General features: G+C 45.9%; 14 protein-coding genes. 8 read left to right on the top strand and 6 right to left on the bottom strand.

The features are described 5' to 3' along the window. Window positions 1-43: 43 nt before the first annotated feature. From AC1XTG_RS06280 to AC1XTG_RS06290, 3 genes are all read left to right on the top strand, one after another. Window positions 44-658, top strand: a complete 615-nt coding sequence (locus AC1XTG_RS06280; RefSeq protein WP_056280133.1) for an OmpH/Skp family outer membrane protein — start codon at window positions 44-46, stop codon at window positions 656-658. A gap of 10 nt (window positions 659-668) precedes the next feature. Next, window positions 669-1,310, top strand: a complete 642-nt coding sequence (locus AC1XTG_RS06285; RefSeq protein WP_056280137.1) for an OmpH/Skp family outer membrane protein — start codon at window positions 669-671, stop codon at window positions 1,308-1,310. Window positions 1,311-1,596: 286 nt separating this feature from the next. Next, on the top strand, window positions 1,597-3,195 hold the full coding sequence (locus tag AC1XTG_RS06290; protein WP_056280139.1) for a hypothetical protein: 1,599 nt from the start codon (window positions 1,597-1,599) through the stop codon (window positions 3,193-3,195). A gap of 15 nt (window positions 3,196-3,210) precedes the next feature. Here the strand turns inward: AC1XTG_RS06290 and AC1XTG_RS06295 are convergent, their stop codons facing one another. Next, window positions 3,211-3,972 (bottom strand): lipoprotein signal peptidase, encoded by a 762-nt coding sequence (locus tag AC1XTG_RS06295; protein WP_484841374.1) that lies wholly within the window; start codon window positions 3,970-3,972, stop codon window positions 3,211-3,213. A 52-nt stretch (window positions 3,973-4,024) separates the two neighbouring features. Beyond that, window positions 4,025-5,227, bottom strand: coding sequence for a proline dehydrogenase family protein (locus AC1XTG_RS06300; protein ID WP_056280144.1), 1,203 nt, complete (start codon window positions 5,225-5,227; stop codon window positions 4,025-4,027). Between the two features lie 176 nt (window positions 5,228-5,403). On the opposite strand from AC1XTG_RS06300, the gene AC1XTG_RS06305 reads away from it, so the two are divergent. After that, the gene (locus tag AC1XTG_RS06305; protein WP_056283190.1) at window positions 5,404-6,498 is read left to right on the top strand and encodes a chorismate mutase; all 1,095 of its coding nucleotides are present in this window, start codon (window positions 5,404-5,406) and stop codon (window positions 6,496-6,498) included. A gap of 58 nt (window positions 6,499-6,556) precedes the next feature. Here the strand turns inward: AC1XTG_RS06305 and AC1XTG_RS06310 are convergent, their stop codons facing one another. Beyond that, window positions 6,557-7,198: an SGNH/GDSL hydrolase family protein gene (locus tag AC1XTG_RS06310; RefSeq protein WP_484841375.1), complete on the bottom strand. Its 642-nt coding sequence runs from the start codon at window positions 7,196-7,198 to the stop codon at window positions 6,557-6,559. An 18-nt stretch (window positions 7,199-7,216) separates the two neighbouring features. After that, entirely contained in the window at window positions 7,217-7,807 is a 591-nt protein-coding gene (locus tag AC1XTG_RS06315) for a thymidine kinase (protein ID WP_056280150.1), read from the bottom strand. 102 nt (window positions 7,808-7,909) lie between these two features. Here AC1XTG_RS06315 and AC1XTG_RS06320 point away from each other — a divergent pair, with 102 nt between their 5' ends. Beyond that, window positions 7,910-9,013, top strand: a complete 1,104-nt coding sequence (locus AC1XTG_RS06320) for a hypothetical protein (protein ID WP_484841376.1) — start codon at window positions 7,910-7,912, stop codon at window positions 9,011-9,013. 55 nt (window positions 9,014-9,068) lie between these two features. On the opposite strand, the gene AC1XTG_RS06325 is transcribed toward AC1XTG_RS06320, so the two are convergent. Both AC1XTG_RS06325 and AC1XTG_RS06330 read right to left on the bottom strand, forming a co-directional pair. Continuing rightward, window positions 9,069-9,917, bottom strand: a complete 849-nt coding sequence (locus AC1XTG_RS06325; protein WP_484841377.1) for a beta/alpha barrel domain-containing protein — start codon at window positions 9,915-9,917, stop codon at window positions 9,069-9,071. Between the two features lie 95 nt (window positions 9,918-10,012). Further along, window positions 10,013-11,074, bottom strand: coding sequence for an NAD-dependent epimerase/dehydratase family protein (locus AC1XTG_RS06330; protein WP_484841378.1), 1,062 nt, complete (start codon window positions 11,072-11,074; stop codon window positions 10,013-10,015). Window positions 11,075-11,322: 248 nt separating this feature from the next. Here AC1XTG_RS06330 and AC1XTG_RS06335 point away from each other — a divergent pair, with 248 nt between their 5' ends. Genes AC1XTG_RS06335 through AC1XTG_RS06345 form a run of 3 tightly spaced genes read left to right on the top strand, consistent with a single transcriptional unit; the run spans window position 11,323 to window position 15,954 of the window. Beyond that, on the top strand, window positions 11,323-12,048 hold the full coding sequence (locus tag AC1XTG_RS06335) for a hypothetical protein (RefSeq protein WP_056280158.1): 726 nt from the start codon (window positions 11,323-11,325) through the stop codon (window positions 12,046-12,048). Continuing rightward, window positions 12,045-14,816 carry a carboxypeptidase-like regulatory domain-containing protein gene (locus AC1XTG_RS06340; RefSeq protein ID WP_484841379.1) on the top strand — a complete coding sequence of 924 codons (2,772 nt, stop codon included), beginning with the start codon at window positions 12,045-12,047 and terminating at the stop codon, window positions 14,814-14,816. The genes AC1XTG_RS06335 and AC1XTG_RS06340 overlap by 4 nt, the downstream gene beginning before the upstream one ends. Before the next feature lie 13 nt (window positions 14,817-14,829). After that, window positions 14,830-15,954, top strand: coding sequence for a DUF4249 domain-containing protein (locus AC1XTG_RS06345; RefSeq protein ID WP_056280163.1), 1,125 nt, complete (start codon window positions 14,830-14,832; stop codon window positions 15,952-15,954). Window positions 15,955-15,972: the final 18 nt, after the last annotated feature.

Here is a 15,972-nt window from a genome sequence, read left to right on the forward strand (position 1 = left end):
CAGGAGTTTCGTTAAGAAGTTTGCAAATTATTAGCAGCTTGGCATGAAGAAGTTTTTTATTTTACTAGTTTTGTCAATTCTATACACGTCAGTGGCTAATGCTCAAAAGATTGGGTACACGGACATGGAGTTCATTACAAGTAAGATGCCCGAGTATCAGGCTGCACAGACGGAGATGAAAAAGTTCTCCGAAAAATGGGCTAAGGAAATTCAGGACAAATTTGGCGAGATTGACAGAATGCAGCGCGCCTACATGGCCGAAGAGATTTTGTTGACTGAGGAGCTGAAAAGAAAGAGACAAAACGAGATCAAGGAAAAAGAACTCGAAGCAGGCGAGTACAACAGCAAGATTTTCGGAATGGACGGATTAATGTTCCAGAAGAAAAAAGAACTCATGAAGCCTGTACTTGAAAAGGTACAGCGTGCAGTGACCAAAGTTTGCAGCCAGCGTCGTCTTGACTTTATGTTTGATAAATCCAGCGATGTTGGAATGCTTTATACCAATCCGAAGCACGATTATTCCGACTACGTAATGGAGGAATTAGGGATTGATCCGAAAGCGAACAAAACGACAGGCAGCGATAAACCTGAACAACCAGCCAATCAGCCTGCGAATAGCTCACCGAAACAAAAGAGTACAACCAGTAAACTTAAATAAGTAACAAGCAATGAAACAAAAATTGATGGCTTTTCTGGTCGTAATGACCTTAATCACCACCCCTCTGTTAGCTCAAACAACCCCTGCAAGCGGACTTTCCAAAATAGGCTATACCAATGTTGATTATATCCTCGGTAAACTGCCAGAAAGTAAAGTAATGCAGAACCAGCTTGAAGTTACCAAAGCGCAGCTTGACAAAGCGCTTGGAGAAACATATAAAGAGGCGCAGGACAAGTATGAGGCTTATCAGAAAAATGGAGCCAACATGACTGACGTGATTCGTGCAGACAAAGAGAAAGAATTGCAAAATCTGCAGACACGTATTCAGGAAATGCAGAACAATGCACAAACTTCTCTGCAAACCAAGCAACAACAATTGCTGGAACCGATCCTGACTAAAATCAACAATGCAATTCAGGAAGTAGGTAAAGAAAATGGATTTCTTTACATCCTGAACATGGACGCAGGTCCCGGATCAACTCCTATCATCTTGTTCACAGCTACCGAAGAGAACAATGCAACGCCTTTGATCCTGAGAAAACTGGGAGTAGATCCTGACAAAGCTGACGCCGCACCTGCTGCCGCTACGCCTGCCAAACCAGCTACAACTGCGCCTGCTACTACACCAGCGGCAACTCCTAAGAAAAAATAATAGGATAGTTATTGAACTTTAAAAACCGGAGAGCAGTCTTTGAAAAGGCTGCTCTCCGGTTTTTTGTGCACTCGCATCAGGATTTTCAGGCAATGTGCCTGCTTTTATTATAATCCATCATTTTGCACCCGTATTTAAAAAGTACAAACTGGAAACAAACCTGTACTTAGAAATCGGGGCATTTCATTTTTGTAAGGTTTCACAGGGCTTTCTATACGGGATTTGCTAGTTTTGCGTTTAGACTCAGTGTTCTTCCAGGCAAAGAATAAATTATATTTTTGACGTTATGCTCATAAAAGATATTCATAAAATACTGATACTTCTGACAGCTATTTTACTGTTTTCAAAGGCGCAGGGGCAGGATAATATGAAGAGTACTTCAGGCGGTCCGCTCCAGATTGTATTCCCCTCGGAATCGGAATGGAATGTTTTGTATGAAGGCAAAGAAATCAATTTCCATTTGCAGACAAAAGGCGGCAAAAGTGATTCTGTGAGATATACGATTACCAGCGGGCTGGCCAAGGAAATGAAGTTTGATTCGCTCGGCCACTTCGTTTGGATCCCCAGCTATGATATTGCGGACAGGATTAACACTACCAAGTCTTTTCCTGTCGTGTTTGAAGCCCAAAGTACAGCCGGAGAAAGTGTTTCCAGGGAAGTTGTGTTCAAGGTCAACCACGTGAACCGACCACCTCAAATCGACGAACTCCAGCCATTTTACGTACAGTATAAGACCCAGAATGTTTATAAGATCGACATGGGCTCGGTGCGTGATCCGGATGCCGATCCGATCGTCTTTGTTCCGATCCTGGAACAAATGCCGGAAGGAATGAAGTTGACTGCCGCAGGAGAAATTACCTGGGAGCCTTCAACCGCACAGTTCGCCATATTGAAGAAGGGACCCAGGTACATGGACTTCTATGTAGAAGATCAGCCGTCAAAGGCGCGCACCAAGGGACGTCTTAAGCTGGACGTTACCCAAATGGACCTTGCACCCGATTTTACGATCATACCTCAGAATTCCATTATAAGAAGTGCAGAGAACAACCGTATTAACCTACGGTTTACCTTATCCGATCCAAACGGTGAGGAAGATATTACTGCATTCAATTTTATATCGGAAAACAAGAAAGTGCCCTCCGAGGCTTTGGTTAAAAATACGCCGACCAGCTACGAGTTCATCTGGGAGCCGGGCTATGATTTTGTAAAGGACCCATTAGATACAGTGGCTTTTAACATCACATTCTATGTGTTGGACAAAGCTCAGAATAAGAAGGAGCGGAGTGTACGGTTTGTAATCAAGAATACGGTGGACGAAAGTCTTCGTGATAATTACGTATACAACCTGTACCGCGGCGCGCTTGTGAATGCATGGGGCTTGCTGGAACAAATGACGGAGAAGGAGGGGCAGCTTAAAAGGGCATATTCACGCGCCAAAAAAGGAAAACGCAGCCGGTCACTATTGAATGCATCTCTTGGTGCTACTACTGGTCTGGCGCCTGTAATAGCAAAAACTAACCCGGATACAAGAGGTTATATTACAACAATCGGAGGAACTACTGTGGCAACTGTGGGAACCCTGGAAGCGACGGAGGTAATAGGTAAATCGGTAAATGGCTTGCTCGACAGGTTCAATTACGTAATGCAGAAGAAGAATGAGCTGCAAAACAAAGGAGACGTTTTTGCAAGAGAGTATGGTCAGAAATCAGCACGCAGGCACCCGGACTTTATCCGTAAACTGGACGAATTTAAATCACTGATGAACCTGAGCGGGCTGGTTGCACTGGAATTGGACGCCAATTGGGAAAATAAGAAAGAGGCAACAGACGTCGCTTTGAAGAAGACATTTAAAGATTTTGTGCCTCTTACGAAGGACGAGAACTGAAAGTAAAAAAGAGAGCTAAATGCTCTCTTTTTTGTTGATATCGTCTTCTCGCTCTGTATTTTCTGTGGTAGAAATATCCGTAGCCGCGTTCTCCGCAGGAGTGGGTGGTAAAGGATGTGATTGCGTTGCTTCCTCGTAATTAGAAGTGTACCCGTTGTCCTCAATTTTCTCTTCCTGTTCTTCCTCTTGTGCACCTGATGAATGGAAGCTGCCCTGGAAAATGAGAATGCTGCATACACCGATAAAGATACAAGAGTCTGCAATATTGAAAATAGGTGTAGAGTAATATTGTCCGCCCCAAACAGGCACCCAGTCAGGAATAAATCCTTCCCAGAAATCAACAAAGATCATATCGATTACCTGTCCGTGAAACCAGGGAGTTGGCGAACCGTATGGCGCATTTTCGAGGAATACACCGTAAAATGTGCTGTCGATCACATTGCCCACAGCACCAGCCAGGATCATCGCCAATGCCCAGAGTAACCCTTTTGAAGCGCCTGCACGGGCCAGGTGGATCATATACCCGCCAATCGCAACCATAGCAACAAGACGGAAGAGTGTAAGGAACAACTTGCCGTATTCGTGGCCCAGCTGCATTCCAAACGCCATTCCCGGGTTTAGTACATAATGCAGTTTTAGCCAGTTACCAATGAGCGCAATCTGACCTGAAAAGCCGGGATCCATGTATTTATGTACAAGCAGTTTGGAGGCCTGGTCGATAATGATGAGCAGCAAACTGAACAGTAAATACGGAGCTGGATTTTTGGATTGATTCATTCTTTTTTTTGAAACAATTGGGAATTTCAGGAATGCGAAAGTAATAAGTTAGTTATAAAGAACTGATTCCTCTTCTTTTCAATTCACTTTTTACTAACAAAAACTCCCTGCTGCTCTGGCCCGCAATGGAGGTATTTTCTTCCGCGCGGCGGATTAAATAGGGCAATACTGCATTGATCGGGCCATAGGGAACATACTTGGCTACGTTATAGCCAGCATTCGAAAGGTTGTATGAAATATTGTCACTCATACCAAGCAGCTGAGCAAACCAGATCCTGTTGTCGTTTCTCTCGATCCCGAGTTTCTGCATTTTGGCAGCACAGTATTGTGAACTGTACTCATTGTGGGTACCCAGGCAAATAGAGATATGCTCTACATGTTCCAAACAAAAATCTATTGCCAGGTTATAGTCTGTATCCGTAGCTTGTTTTGAAACGTGGATCGGATTGAAATATTCATTTTCCCTTGCACGCAACCTTTCCTTTTCCATATACGCGCCCCGCACAAGCTTCCCGCCGAGCAGGTAGCCTTTTTGTCTGGCAGTAAGGTAAGCTGTTTTAAGGGCATCCAGCGTTTCGTGCCGATAAAGCTGGTAAGTATTGTAGACAATGGTCCGCTCGCGATTGAATTTTTGCATCATCTGGTAAGTCAGATCATCTATCACGCCCTGAATCCAGCTTTCTTCGGCATCAACAAAGATCCTTACATTCTTTTCATGTGCGCGCGAACATAGACTTTCAACGCGGGCAATTACACGCTCATAGGCGGCTTCCTCATCGTCAGTCAGCTGATCTTTGCGCTGTATTTTTTCGAGAAGCTCTGCCGAGGCAACTCCTGTGATTTTAAAAACGGAGAATGGAATAGTTTGGGAGGTTGCTGCTTTATCAATCGTCCGGAGGATTTCGGTAGCAGTTGCATCGAAGCTGGATTCCTTGTCTTCGCCTTCAACAGAATAGTCGAGGATAGTGCCGATTCCCGATTTTCCGAGCATTGCTATAGTGCGGTCGCAATCGTTAATTGTCTCGCCTCCACAGAATTGTTCAAAAATGGTAACCCGGATGAGATTTTTTATAGGTAAGTTTAGTTTTAGTGCAAGCTTTATAAAAAAAGTGCCTAAATTTACCACTCGAGCCTGATTCATGAGGCTAAATAACCAGTATGTTTTCCGCAGTTCAGCGTCAGATTTGGAGGCAAAAGCGACGGAAGTATCTTCAAAAAATACAGGTATTTGGTTTATTGGTGAAGAATCTGCCATTTTAAGTACACGTTTTCTCTACTGAATGTATAAGTAAATCAGACTAAGAAAGTTGTGTTCATTAAGAAGTTATTTGACTTTTATGGCATCAAATGTACGTCAATCCCGGAAATACGCATGAACTACCGGGTCAAAATATTGCAATTATCTATTTTACTAAGGACAAGTTTTTGAATATGAATGCTTCTTTAGATATCCTTCCGCTGAGCAGTTGGATCAATACCGAGGGAAAACCTTTGGTAATCGCAGGGCCTTGCAGTGCAGAGACTGAAGACCAAATGTTAGAAACCGCAAGCCAGATTAAAGAGGAAGGCTTTGCACATGTGATCCGTGCGGGGATCTGGAAACCCAGAACCCGCCCTGGCAGCTTTGAAGGAATGGGAGAGGCAGCATTGCCCTGGTTACAGGCGGTGAAAAAAGAAACAGGTTTGCCTGTTGCTGTCGAAGTTGCTACTCCGCAGCATATCGAACTTGCATTGAAATATGGCGTTGATATCCTTTGGATAGGCGCTCGTACTACTGTAAACCCGTTTAATGTTCAGGAATTAGCCGACGCATTGAAGGGTATCGATGTACCTGTACTTGTTAAGAACCCGGTTAACCCGGACCTGCAACTTTGGGTAGGTGCTCTTGAGCGTTTGAATCAGGCAGGAGTGAAGAAACTTGGTGCAATCCACAGAGGTTTCTCCAATGCGCAGGAGACCAAGTTCCGTAATTCACCAATGTGGAACATTGCGATCGAGCTGAAAACGATTTTCCCTGAGCTGCCGGTAATCGGTGACCCTAGCCACATGGCAGGAAAACGTGCCTACTTGTATGAATTGGCACAACGTGCGCTTGACCTGCATTACGATGGTCTGATCATCGAGTCACACCGCGATCCGGATAAGGCTTGGTCTGATGCATCTCAGCAGTTAACTCCTGCGGCTCTGGGTCAGATGTTGCACGATCTGCATGTTCGTAAAGAATCTTACGGCAGCGATTATGCATCACAATTGGAAATTATCCGCGGCAAAATCGATCATTTGGATCGTGAAATGCTGGAAACTTTGGCACAGCGTATGGCGCTTGTTGAAAAACTGGCAGAATACAAACGTGATAATAACGTAGCTGCTTACCAGGTGGACCGTTTCCGTGAAGTATTGGAAACGCGTGCAGGCTGGGGCAAGAGCATGAACCTTTATCCTAATTTGGTGGATGAATTGTTCAAGCTGGTACACATGGAATCTATCCGCAAGCAAACGGAAGTAATGAACCAGGTGAGTGCCTAGTTACGATAATAATATTAGATGAAGGCTGTCCGGATTTCGGGCAGCCTTTTTTATTGTATTAAAGTTTGCTTTCTCTCAATACCCGACTGATCTCCTCTCCCCAAATCTGATACGCCCGTTCGTTCAAATGTGTTTTATCCACTGCAAACTCGGGCCGCAAACCGGTAGGATCTGAAATCCGCGCATTGAGGTCAATGTAGGTAATGCTGTGTTTTTGACAATAATCAACCAGGAAGCGGTTCAATGCAATTACTTCGGCCCTGCTTACCGGATCGTTCTGCTCGAAAGGCGTAAGTGTAACAACAGGTTTGATGTTGTTCCTGATCATGATTTCAAGGAGCGACTGGAAATTAGCCTGTATTTTCTCCTGCGAAACGCCGACGGTAATATCATTAATTCCACCTTCCAAAAAACAGATCTCAGGTTTCAGGTCTATAACGTGCGACTCTATCAATTGCAGGAAATGGTAAGTACAAAGTCCCGGAAGTCCATTGTTCATTACATCGGTCCGGCCAAGCAATTCCACCCATTTCCCCTGTGCAGTAAGCGAGTTACCATACATGACAATGGTCGGGTTTCCTTTGATACTTACAAACCTTTGCAGGATTTTATCCCTGTAAATAATTGCAAAGGCTGTAATCAATGTGATTAAGATGAAATTGAGTAGGAGCGAAGCAGTCAGCAGCTTTTTAGTTTTCATGCGCCTTTCGGGAAAAAGCTAATAGGCGTGCTCGCCGAGATTGAAACACCTTCTGCAACGTGCTTCGTAGTGATCGGTTTCGCCCAGCAGCACCCGCGCATCCGAGGCAGTGAGGCGGTAAGAATGGGATGCAACCTCGCCGCATACCATACAAATTGCGTGCACTTTGGTGACATATTCCGCAGTCGCCATCAGTTGCGGCATACAACCAAATGGTTTTCCCATATAATCCATATCCAGGCCGGCCACAATTACCCTTTTGCCGGAGTCAGCGAGATCGTTGCAAACCTGCACAATGGCCTCATCGAAGAATTGCGCCTCATCGAGCCCGACAACCTCACAATTCTGCGCCAGATCCATTATTTCAATGGAGAACTGGACCGGAATAGAGCGGATCGAATTATCATTATGCGAAACAATGTTCTCTTCGTGGTAACGTTTATCCAGTGCTGGTTTGAAAATCTGTACGCGCTGGCGCGCTATTTTTGCTCTGTTCAGTCTCCGGATCAACTCTTCCGTTTTCCCGGAGAACATCGAGCCGCAGATTACCTCGATCCAGCCCGTTTTGGGGTGTTGATCTGCTCTTTTAGGGGACGGTTCTACAAACATCTTTGGTGTCGGATTGACCTTTTTAAGAGTCAATTTTGATTATATTTACAAAGCAAACATATTTTTTTTAAACACGATCGTTATCAAAAGCTCATATTCGTTATGCCGGATAATTTGAATTCAAATGCACTCAACCAATATGCCGCCCGGTTTACTACAACAGTTCTGAATGATGTTTACAGGGCTCAGGATGTAATCAATGGGGCAGGTTTATTGAAGCTCACTCCGGTAAGGCAGATCAATCTCGGAATTCTCAACCGGTTGTTTGAAGCATGGAAAAGCAATGCAGAATCTTTTCGCAGCCCGTACTTTGATTTTGCCCACGAAGATGTAAAACGAGCGCTGGAAGATTTTATGAACACCGCTTCCCAGCATATCGCGGTAAAACGGGTGGATCTCGAACCGCTGCTTTCCGAATCTGTAAAAGATGCATTGCGGCTGTTGCTTGCACCTGCCGATTATTTTGAGGGTAAAATCCGCTCAACTGCTGACGCCGAATTTACACACGAAAAGGCTGAGCAAATGCTCAAATACACGCACATTCACCGCGGTATTGCAGAAGCGATGTTAGGAAGACTTACAGATAGCGGCTCCGATTCGGTGTACCAAACACAGGCTGTGAGCTGGTTGTACGAATTGAAAGACAACGGAGATCTGCTGGACGACACCGATGAACATCTGCAGCTGTTTTCAGATATATTCCCGATTAACATCAATGAGCTGCGTATTCAGGAGGTTAGTAAACCTGTCAGTACCAAGCAGGAGCCCAAATCCTTCTTTGATTCAGCATTCAGCGAACTGGAACCGGCAGGTGCCAGACCAGGCCCGCCACGTGCCGAGCCTGTTTCTGTTGTTTTGGGAGATATCGTTGCGAAGTCACAGACAGTGGAAAAAGATTCATTGAACAACCGCTTTAAGGTAGATATCCCGCAACCCAAGGAAGATAAATCCTACGGAAGCGTTCCTTTCCGTGTCGAGAGCATTGCCAGTGCTATTCCGCTGGGGCAAAGATTTATGTTTGTAAACCAGCTTTTCAATAAAAACAGCGAGCATTTCGATAAAGCGATTTACGAGCTCGATGCAGTTAAAAGCTTTGAAGAGGCTGAAAACCTGATCTGGCACCGGTATGCTTCCAAATATGCATGGGATGTAAATGGCGAGGCAGTAACTGCGCTGCTGGCGATTGTTAAGAGAAAATTTGCCTGATAGCTTAGTGTTGCAAAATATAGAAAAGCTCCCGTTGCTTAGCTGCGGGAGCTTTTTAGCTTTTTACCAAATCCAAAAATAAAGCTCTGGCTGTCTCTAATGCTGCAAGGTCAAGGTTTAGCGGGCTTTGCTTTTCAATAGCGAATTCGACAAGCTTCTCGGTGGGCATGTTGCCGACCAGCTCGTCCTGCGCCATCGGGCAGCCGCCATATCCGAGCAGCGCACCATCAAAGCGGGTGCATCCGGCAGCGAATGCAGCTTCTATTTTCTCGCGCCATTCCGCAGGCTTGGTATGAAAATGAGCCCCGAATTCAAGGTTGGGGTAATGCGAGATGAGCTCCGAGAAAAGCGACGTTATTGCTTCGCTACTGGCAACTCCTACCGTATCTGATAATGAAAAGATACTTACCCCAAGATTTGACAGCTTACTGATCCATTCCATAACAATTCCGGGCTCCCAGGGATCTCCGTACGGATTTCCGAAGCCCATTGAAATATATATCACCACTTCTTTCTCATTTCTGGATGCGAGCTCGCAGATGTTGCGGACCCTTTCTACAGAATCGGCAATGGTCGCATTGGTATTGCGACGCTGGAAAGTTTCGGAAATGGAGAATGGAAAACCGAGGTAGCCGATCTGTTTGAAACCGCAGGCTTCCGCCGCGCCCCTTTCATTTGCAACGATCGCAAGCAGTTTTGACCTGGAAGAAGCGGTATCAAGCTGATCTAGCAGAAGCGCAGTATCGCTTACCTGCGGCATAGCTTTCGCGGAAACAAAGCTGCCAAAATCAATCGTATCGAATCCTACTTTCAACAACTGATTGAGGTACTCAACCTTTTGCTGCGTCGGAATGAATGGATGATACCCTTGCCAGGCATCGCGGGGACATTCAATTAGTTTCAATGATTGAATGAGTGAATAGTGGGAGGATGGAGAAAGGCGAGGACGGAGGAGGGAAGAAACGACTTCCTCCCTTTCCTCCATCTTCCCTTTTCTCCTTATTTTAAAATCGGAGCTAAATCGGCTTCGTTTTCTTTTAGCCAGGTAGCAATTTCCTCTACGATCTGGCGGATACCGATTTCCGGTTTCCAGCCGGTTAATGCGGTTACTTTTGTGTTGTCGGTAACATACAACCGGATATCGGCAGTGCGGTTTTCAGGTACTACTTTGATCGGGATCGTTTTGCCGGTCACTTCCTGGCAAACTTTCGTCAGTTCCTGTAACGAGGCGCTGCTCTCCAGGCCGCCGCCTGCATTCAGGATTTCTCCGTTTACCTTATCCAGATTGTGTAATTGCCAGTCGATCAGCCTGTACAAATCAGCCACGTGCAGCATATCGCGGATCTGCTTGCCTGTGCCGCCGTAGCCGAAGTAACCCAGCTGCTGGTCAAAATAATGTTTGGCAATCCACAACACCATTACGCCCTGATCAACTTTGCCCATTTGCCACGGACCAGTAATTACACCACAGCGATTGATCACCGTTTTGAGGTTATAAAACTCGTTGTATTCCTGAATAATCAGCTCGGAAGCCAGCTTTGTGGTCCCGTACAAAGAACGCGCGCCATTTAGCGGGAAATCTTCGGCAATACCTTTTGATGATACCCCGGGAACCGGCTGCTCGTCAGACAATGCAAATCTCGTTTCTTCCTCAACGAAATTCAGTGTTTCAATGGTTTTAATCGGATATACCCGGCTGGTAGAAAGGAAAATAAAACCCGCTTTGTGCTTCAATGCATAGTTGAGGCAATTCACAGTGCCCACCAGATTGGTGTTGATCAGGTAATCGGGTGTTCCGTCGAGTCCCGCCAGTACCGAAGGTTCGGCAGAGGCTTCTATCACCGTATCCACTGCCGGAATGGCGTCGAAGTCTTCCTTATTACGTATATCCCCATGGACGAATTCTACTCCATGCTTTTTCAAGCGGCTGATATTCAGTTCTGATCCCCGGCGTTTCAGGTTATCGAGCGCAAATACCTCGTAATGCGGATAATTCATTTTCAAAGAAATGGCCAGCGACGATCCGACAAAGCCTGCTCCTCCGGTAATTAAGATTTTCATAAAGTGTTTTTAAATTGGAAGAATGTGTGGATTCAGATAAGACCAAAGTTAGGACATTCCCGAAAAACGGTTAGCAAGCTGACTTAGTTTTCTATGGAAATAGGCCTGGTAAGTAGCTAAACGCCGGAGAATAAATAAATTCTGCTTCAGTGAAGTATGTAACTTCCGATAACATCTTTGAAGTAGATACCTTTCGAACCGCAGCAATTACACAGGTTTTTATAGTATTATTATAAAAAATTTCGTGCATGTCGAACTTTACCTATTCCTTTCTCTTCTTCCTGTGCATTGCCGGTAATTCCTTTGGCCAGATCGCCCAAGTAAACACTGCGACAGATCCCGCATCCCATCCCATATCTGTTTATAAAGAAGCCACCGCCTTCACGCAAAACCTGTATAACGGCCGACAGTATTACCTCTACGATCCGAGGAATGAGGAACACCAGTTTTTTGATACGAGAAAATGGATGAAAGGTGTTATTCGCTATGATAATCAGCAGTTTGACAGCATTCCGATGCTTTACGACATTTTCAAAGACGAGCTGGTCATCAAGCATTTCAATGGAGATCACCTGTTGCTGCAATCCGAAAAAGTTGACTTCTTTTTGCTGAACGATCACAGTTTTGTTCGCCTCGAAGCAGGGAAGGATATCGGACCGCAAATGCGTACCGGTTTTTATGACGTGATTTACGATGGTAAGTCCCGCACGATCGCTCGACGGGCGAAACAGCGGCAGGAAAAAATCGTGGACAAAAAAGTAATATCCCTATACCCGCAGAAGAACTTCTTTTTTGTTCTGAAAGATGGAAAGTACCACAGTACGCAGACAAAGAAATCGGTATTGAACCTGTTCCCTGAGCACAAAAAGGAATTACGCAAGGTGCTGAGGGACGGGCATATCAAGTTCCGGAAGCAAAAAGATCTGGCCATTGCCAAGATGGTCGCCGTTCACGATGAATTAGCCAAGCCATGAAGAAACTTTTACCACTTATTTTCCTCATCAGTCTATCGTTCTTTCCAAGTGTTACCCGGGCGCAAAGTGTAGCCGATAAGAAAATCACCGTTAAGCTGGACTCCGCCCGGTTTGGTGAATTCGTGCAGGTCGTCGAAGCGCAAACGGGATACTACTTTTATTACGATCCCAGCAAGTTCGACAGCCTTACGCTCGACCTGAATGTAAATAACCTCACAATCCGTGAAGTGCTTGATCAGGTTTTCAGGGGATCGGAATTCGAATATGCGATTGACGCGCAAAGACGGATATACATTACCCAGGGGCCGCGGATCATTACCCAGCTTACACCCGGATTATTTGAACCTGATAAAGGCAGCGATAATGATTCCATTTCCTACGCCGGTCCGGGCGACGATGCGAAGGAAAAGCTGCTTTCTACCGCTGAAAGCAAGCTGCACGAAATTGGTATCCGAAAACATCGCATTACGCCAGGCAATTCCACCATTACGGGGTATGTAAGAAATGCAGTAACGGGCGAGCCTGTCATCGGCGCGGCTGTTTTTATTGCTTCCCCTTCCATTGGCGTTACAACCGACGCGCTCGGCTTTTATGCATTAACTATCCCGCGCGGCAAGCAGGTAGTCAGGATCAGAAGCACCGGAATGCGGGAAACGCGGCGCCAGGTAATGCTTTATTCAGATGGTAAGCTGGATATCGAAATGCGTGAAAGTGTGGTAGCACTGAAAGAAGTTTCGGTAAAAGCCGGAATGGACAGGAACGTGGTAGGTACGCAAATGGGGACTGTGAAGCTCACTATTAAAAACCTCAAACAGGTACCGACGGTTTTCGGGGAAACAGATTTACTCCGCACGATACTCACATTACCGGGCATTAAGTCGGTAGGGGAGAATAGTACGGGGTTGAATGTACGCGGTGGCTCCACAGACCAGAACCTGATCCAGTATAACGATGCCGTTATCTATAATCCGTCCCACCTTTTCGGCTTTTTCTCTGCATTCAATCCGGATGTACTGAAAGATGTAGAACTGTATAAAAGTACCATTCCGGCCAGGTTCGGCGGGCGGTTGTCATCTGTTCTGGATATCAATAGTCGTGATGGTAACAAAAAGAAATTCGTAGCCTCAGGCGGGATCGGGCTGGTAACCGGCCGGCTTACATTGGAAGGGCCGATCGTAAAAGACAAAACGTCGTTTTTACTGGGCGGGCGCTCTACTTACTCCAATTGGGTGATCAAGGCGCTGGATAATGAGAATTATAACAAAAGCTCGGCGTCATTTTACGATATCAACCTGCACGTCAGTCACGAGATCAATGAGAAAAACAGCTTGTTCCTGACGGGCTACACAAGCGATGACCGGTTCAGGTTGTTTGGGGATACCTTGTATACTTATCAAAACCAGCTGGCTTCGTTGAAATGGAAGCACACATTCAATTCGAAGCTATATAGTGTATTTACAGCTTCGCACAGCAAGTACCAGTACGCAATGAATGCAAAAGGATTGCCGCTGAATGCATTTGATCTGAAATTTGACATTAATCAATCCAACTTTAAGGCGGACTTCAGCTATAATCTTAATCCACGGCATACCCTTGAATTCGGGCTCAGCAGCATTTATTATAAGTTGCATCCGGGCTCGTTCAAGCCCGCTACTGCCGAGTCGCTGATCGTGCCTGATGAGCTGGAAGCCGAGCAGGCTGTTGAAAGTGCATTGTACCTGGAAGACAAATTCGAGGTTAGTCCGCGCCTTTCCATTTCGGCAGGTATCCGTTTTTCACTTTTTCAATACCTGGGCCCAAGAAATGTAAACACCTATGTGGCCGGCCTTCCGATCGAATACATTTATCAGAATGGTGTAAGACAGTATAAGTCGGGTGAAAATATCAAGACTTACTGCGGACCTGAGTACCGTGCTTCCGTCCGCTACAGCGTTTTTGACAACCTGTCCCTCAAAGTAAGCTACAACACGCTGCGGCAGTACATTCATTTGCTTACCAATACAATGACCGTTTCGCCAACGGATATCTGGAAGCTGAGCGACCCCTATATCAAGCCGCAGATCGGGGACCAGATCTCAGTCGGACTTTACCGCAATTTCAGGGGCAACAAAATAGAGGTATCCCTGGAAGGTTATTACAAAAACATCCAGAATTTCCTGGATTACAAAGGCGGCGATTCGCTGATCATGAACCATAATATCGAAGCCGCCGTGCTCAATACGAAAGCAAAAGCTTATGGTGTCGAATTCATGATCAAGAAAATGACAGGTAAGCTGAATGGCTGGCTGGGCTACACTTATGCCCGGACATTGTTGCGGGCAATTGACCGCGAGTCGCCGGATGCGCCGAATGACGGTAACTTCTACCCGAGCAATTACGATAAGCCGCACGATTTTACGCTAATCTCCAATTACCGCTTCTCACACAGGTTCAGTGTTTCATTCAACTTTACTTACAGCACCGGCCGGCCTTATACCCCGCCAATCGGCAAGTACCTGATCGACGGCGCACAGCGGGTTTACTATGCAGACCGCAACCAGTTCCGCATTCCGGATTACTACCGAACCGACGTGTCAATGAATATTGAAGGAAATCACAGGATCAAAAAGCTGGCGCACAGTTCCTGGACACTGGCGGTTTACAACTTGCTGGGCAGGAAGAACCCGACCTCGGTGTATTTTCAGACAGTTGGCGGAAGGGTAAATGGATACCAGCTTTCCATATTTGGCCAGCCAATTCCCACGGTTACATACAATTTCAGATTTTAAGAAAACAACATATATGCGATACTGGTTATTTAAACTTGGCTTTTTTGCGCTGCTGCTTATTCTGGACAGTTGCGTTGAGCCTTTTTCACCGCCCGAAGTCAACTCTGTTGAAAAGTACCTCGTAGTAGACGGTTTCCTGAATGTAGGACAGGATACAAGCCGGATTGAGCTGCGGCAGACGCAGAATGTAAGTGAGCCAACAGTCAATCTGAGCGTTGAAGGCGCCATTATTACCGCGGAATCGGAGACGGGTGAGAGCTACAACTTCACAGAAGCCGGCAGGGGATTGTACCTTCTTCCGCCTCAGCAATACAATGAGAATACGAAATACAGGCTGCGGATCAACTTATTTGGAAAAGAGTATTTGTCCGAATACGTGGAGGTCACCAAGACACCCCCGATTGACAGCCTGGCCAGCCGCTTTGATGCGGGACAGGATGCTATGATTTTTTACGTAAATACCCACGATCCCAATAACAACACGCATTTCTACAGATGGAAGTTTGAAGAAACCTGGGAATACAGGTCTGCTTACTATTCCTATCTTGAAGTTGTTGATAAAAAGATTGTGACCCGGAGTAAGGATATTAATCAATGCTGGGGAAGTATGCGATCGGGAAGTATCCTCCTGGGATCTACGATCAAGCTGAGCAGTGATATAATCAAGGATCTTCCGCTGTTCAAAGTCCCGGTATCAACCAACAAGCTTTACATCAGATACAGTGTGCTGGTGCGGCAGTATGCGCTTTCCCGGGAAGCATTTGAGTATTGGACAAGTCTTTCCAAAACAACCCAGGGGACAGGAAGCCTGTTTGATCCTCAACCTTCACAGGTTACCGGTAACATCCATAATGTAAAAGATTCCAAAGACCTGGTATTTGGCTATTTCAGCGCAGCTACGGAACAAACAAAGCGGCTTACCATTGCGCCTCACCTGGGCAATTTTCCGCGTTGTATGCCTCCCGATACCTTTGATATTGTCTGCCGACCAAACAGTGACAGGCAATGTGCGCTGGAGACAGCCGCGCTGTTAATGTCTTTCGGAGGAGAACGGGCAGAGTACATACTGGGCGCGCCGGCCAGCTGCATTGATTGCAGGACACAAGGCGGAACAACTACAAAACCAACTTTTTGGTAGCTATTAATACAGCGCAAC

It is taken from the genome of Dyadobacter sp. HNCC25DJ183 (genome assembly GCF_056895175.1).

Coding starts and splice junctions, on each gene's coding strand:
- AC1XTG_RS06280 (WP_056280133.1), top strand. CDS start 44: ATGAAGAAGTTTTTTATTTTACTAGTTTTGTCAATTCTATACACGTCA.
- AC1XTG_RS06285 (WP_056280137.1), top strand. CDS start 669: ATGAAACAAAAATTGATGGCTTTTCTGGTCGTAATGACCTTAATCACC.
- AC1XTG_RS06290 (WP_056280139.1), top strand. CDS start 1,597: ATGCTCATAAAAGATATTCATAAAATACTGATACTTCTGACAGCTATT.
- AC1XTG_RS06295 (WP_484841374.1), bottom strand. CDS start 3,972: ATGAATCAATCCAAAAATCCAGCTCCGTATTTACTGTTCAGTTTGCTG.
- AC1XTG_RS06300 (WP_056280144.1), bottom strand. CDS start 5,227: ATGGCAGATTCTTCACCAATAAACCAAATACCTGTATTTTTTGAAGAT.
- AC1XTG_RS06305 (WP_056283190.1), top strand. CDS start 5,404: ATGAATGCTTCTTTAGATATCCTTCCGCTGAGCAGTTGGATCAATACC.
- AC1XTG_RS06310 (WP_484841375.1), bottom strand. CDS start 7,198: ATGAAAACTAAAAAGCTGCTGACTGCTTCGCTCCTACTCAATTTCATC.
- AC1XTG_RS06315 (WP_056280150.1), bottom strand. CDS start 7,807: ATGTTTGTAGAACCGTCCCCTAAAAGAGCAGATCAACACCCCAAAACG.
- AC1XTG_RS06320 (WP_484841376.1), top strand. CDS start 7,910: ATGCCGGATAATTTGAATTCAAATGCACTCAACCAATATGCCGCCCGG.
- AC1XTG_RS06330 (WP_484841378.1), bottom strand. CDS start 11,074: ATGAAAATCTTAATTACCGGAGGAGCAGGCTTTGTCGGATCGTCGCTG.
- AC1XTG_RS06335 (WP_056280158.1), top strand. CDS start 11,323: ATGTCGAACTTTACCTATTCCTTTCTCTTCTTCCTGTGCATTGCCGGT.
- AC1XTG_RS06340 (WP_484841379.1), top strand. CDS start 12,045: ATGAAGAAACTTTTACCACTTATTTTCCTCATCAGTCTATCGTTCTTT.
- AC1XTG_RS06345 (WP_056280163.1), top strand. CDS start 14,830: ATGCGATACTGGTTATTTAAACTTGGCTTTTTTGCGCTGCTGCTTATT.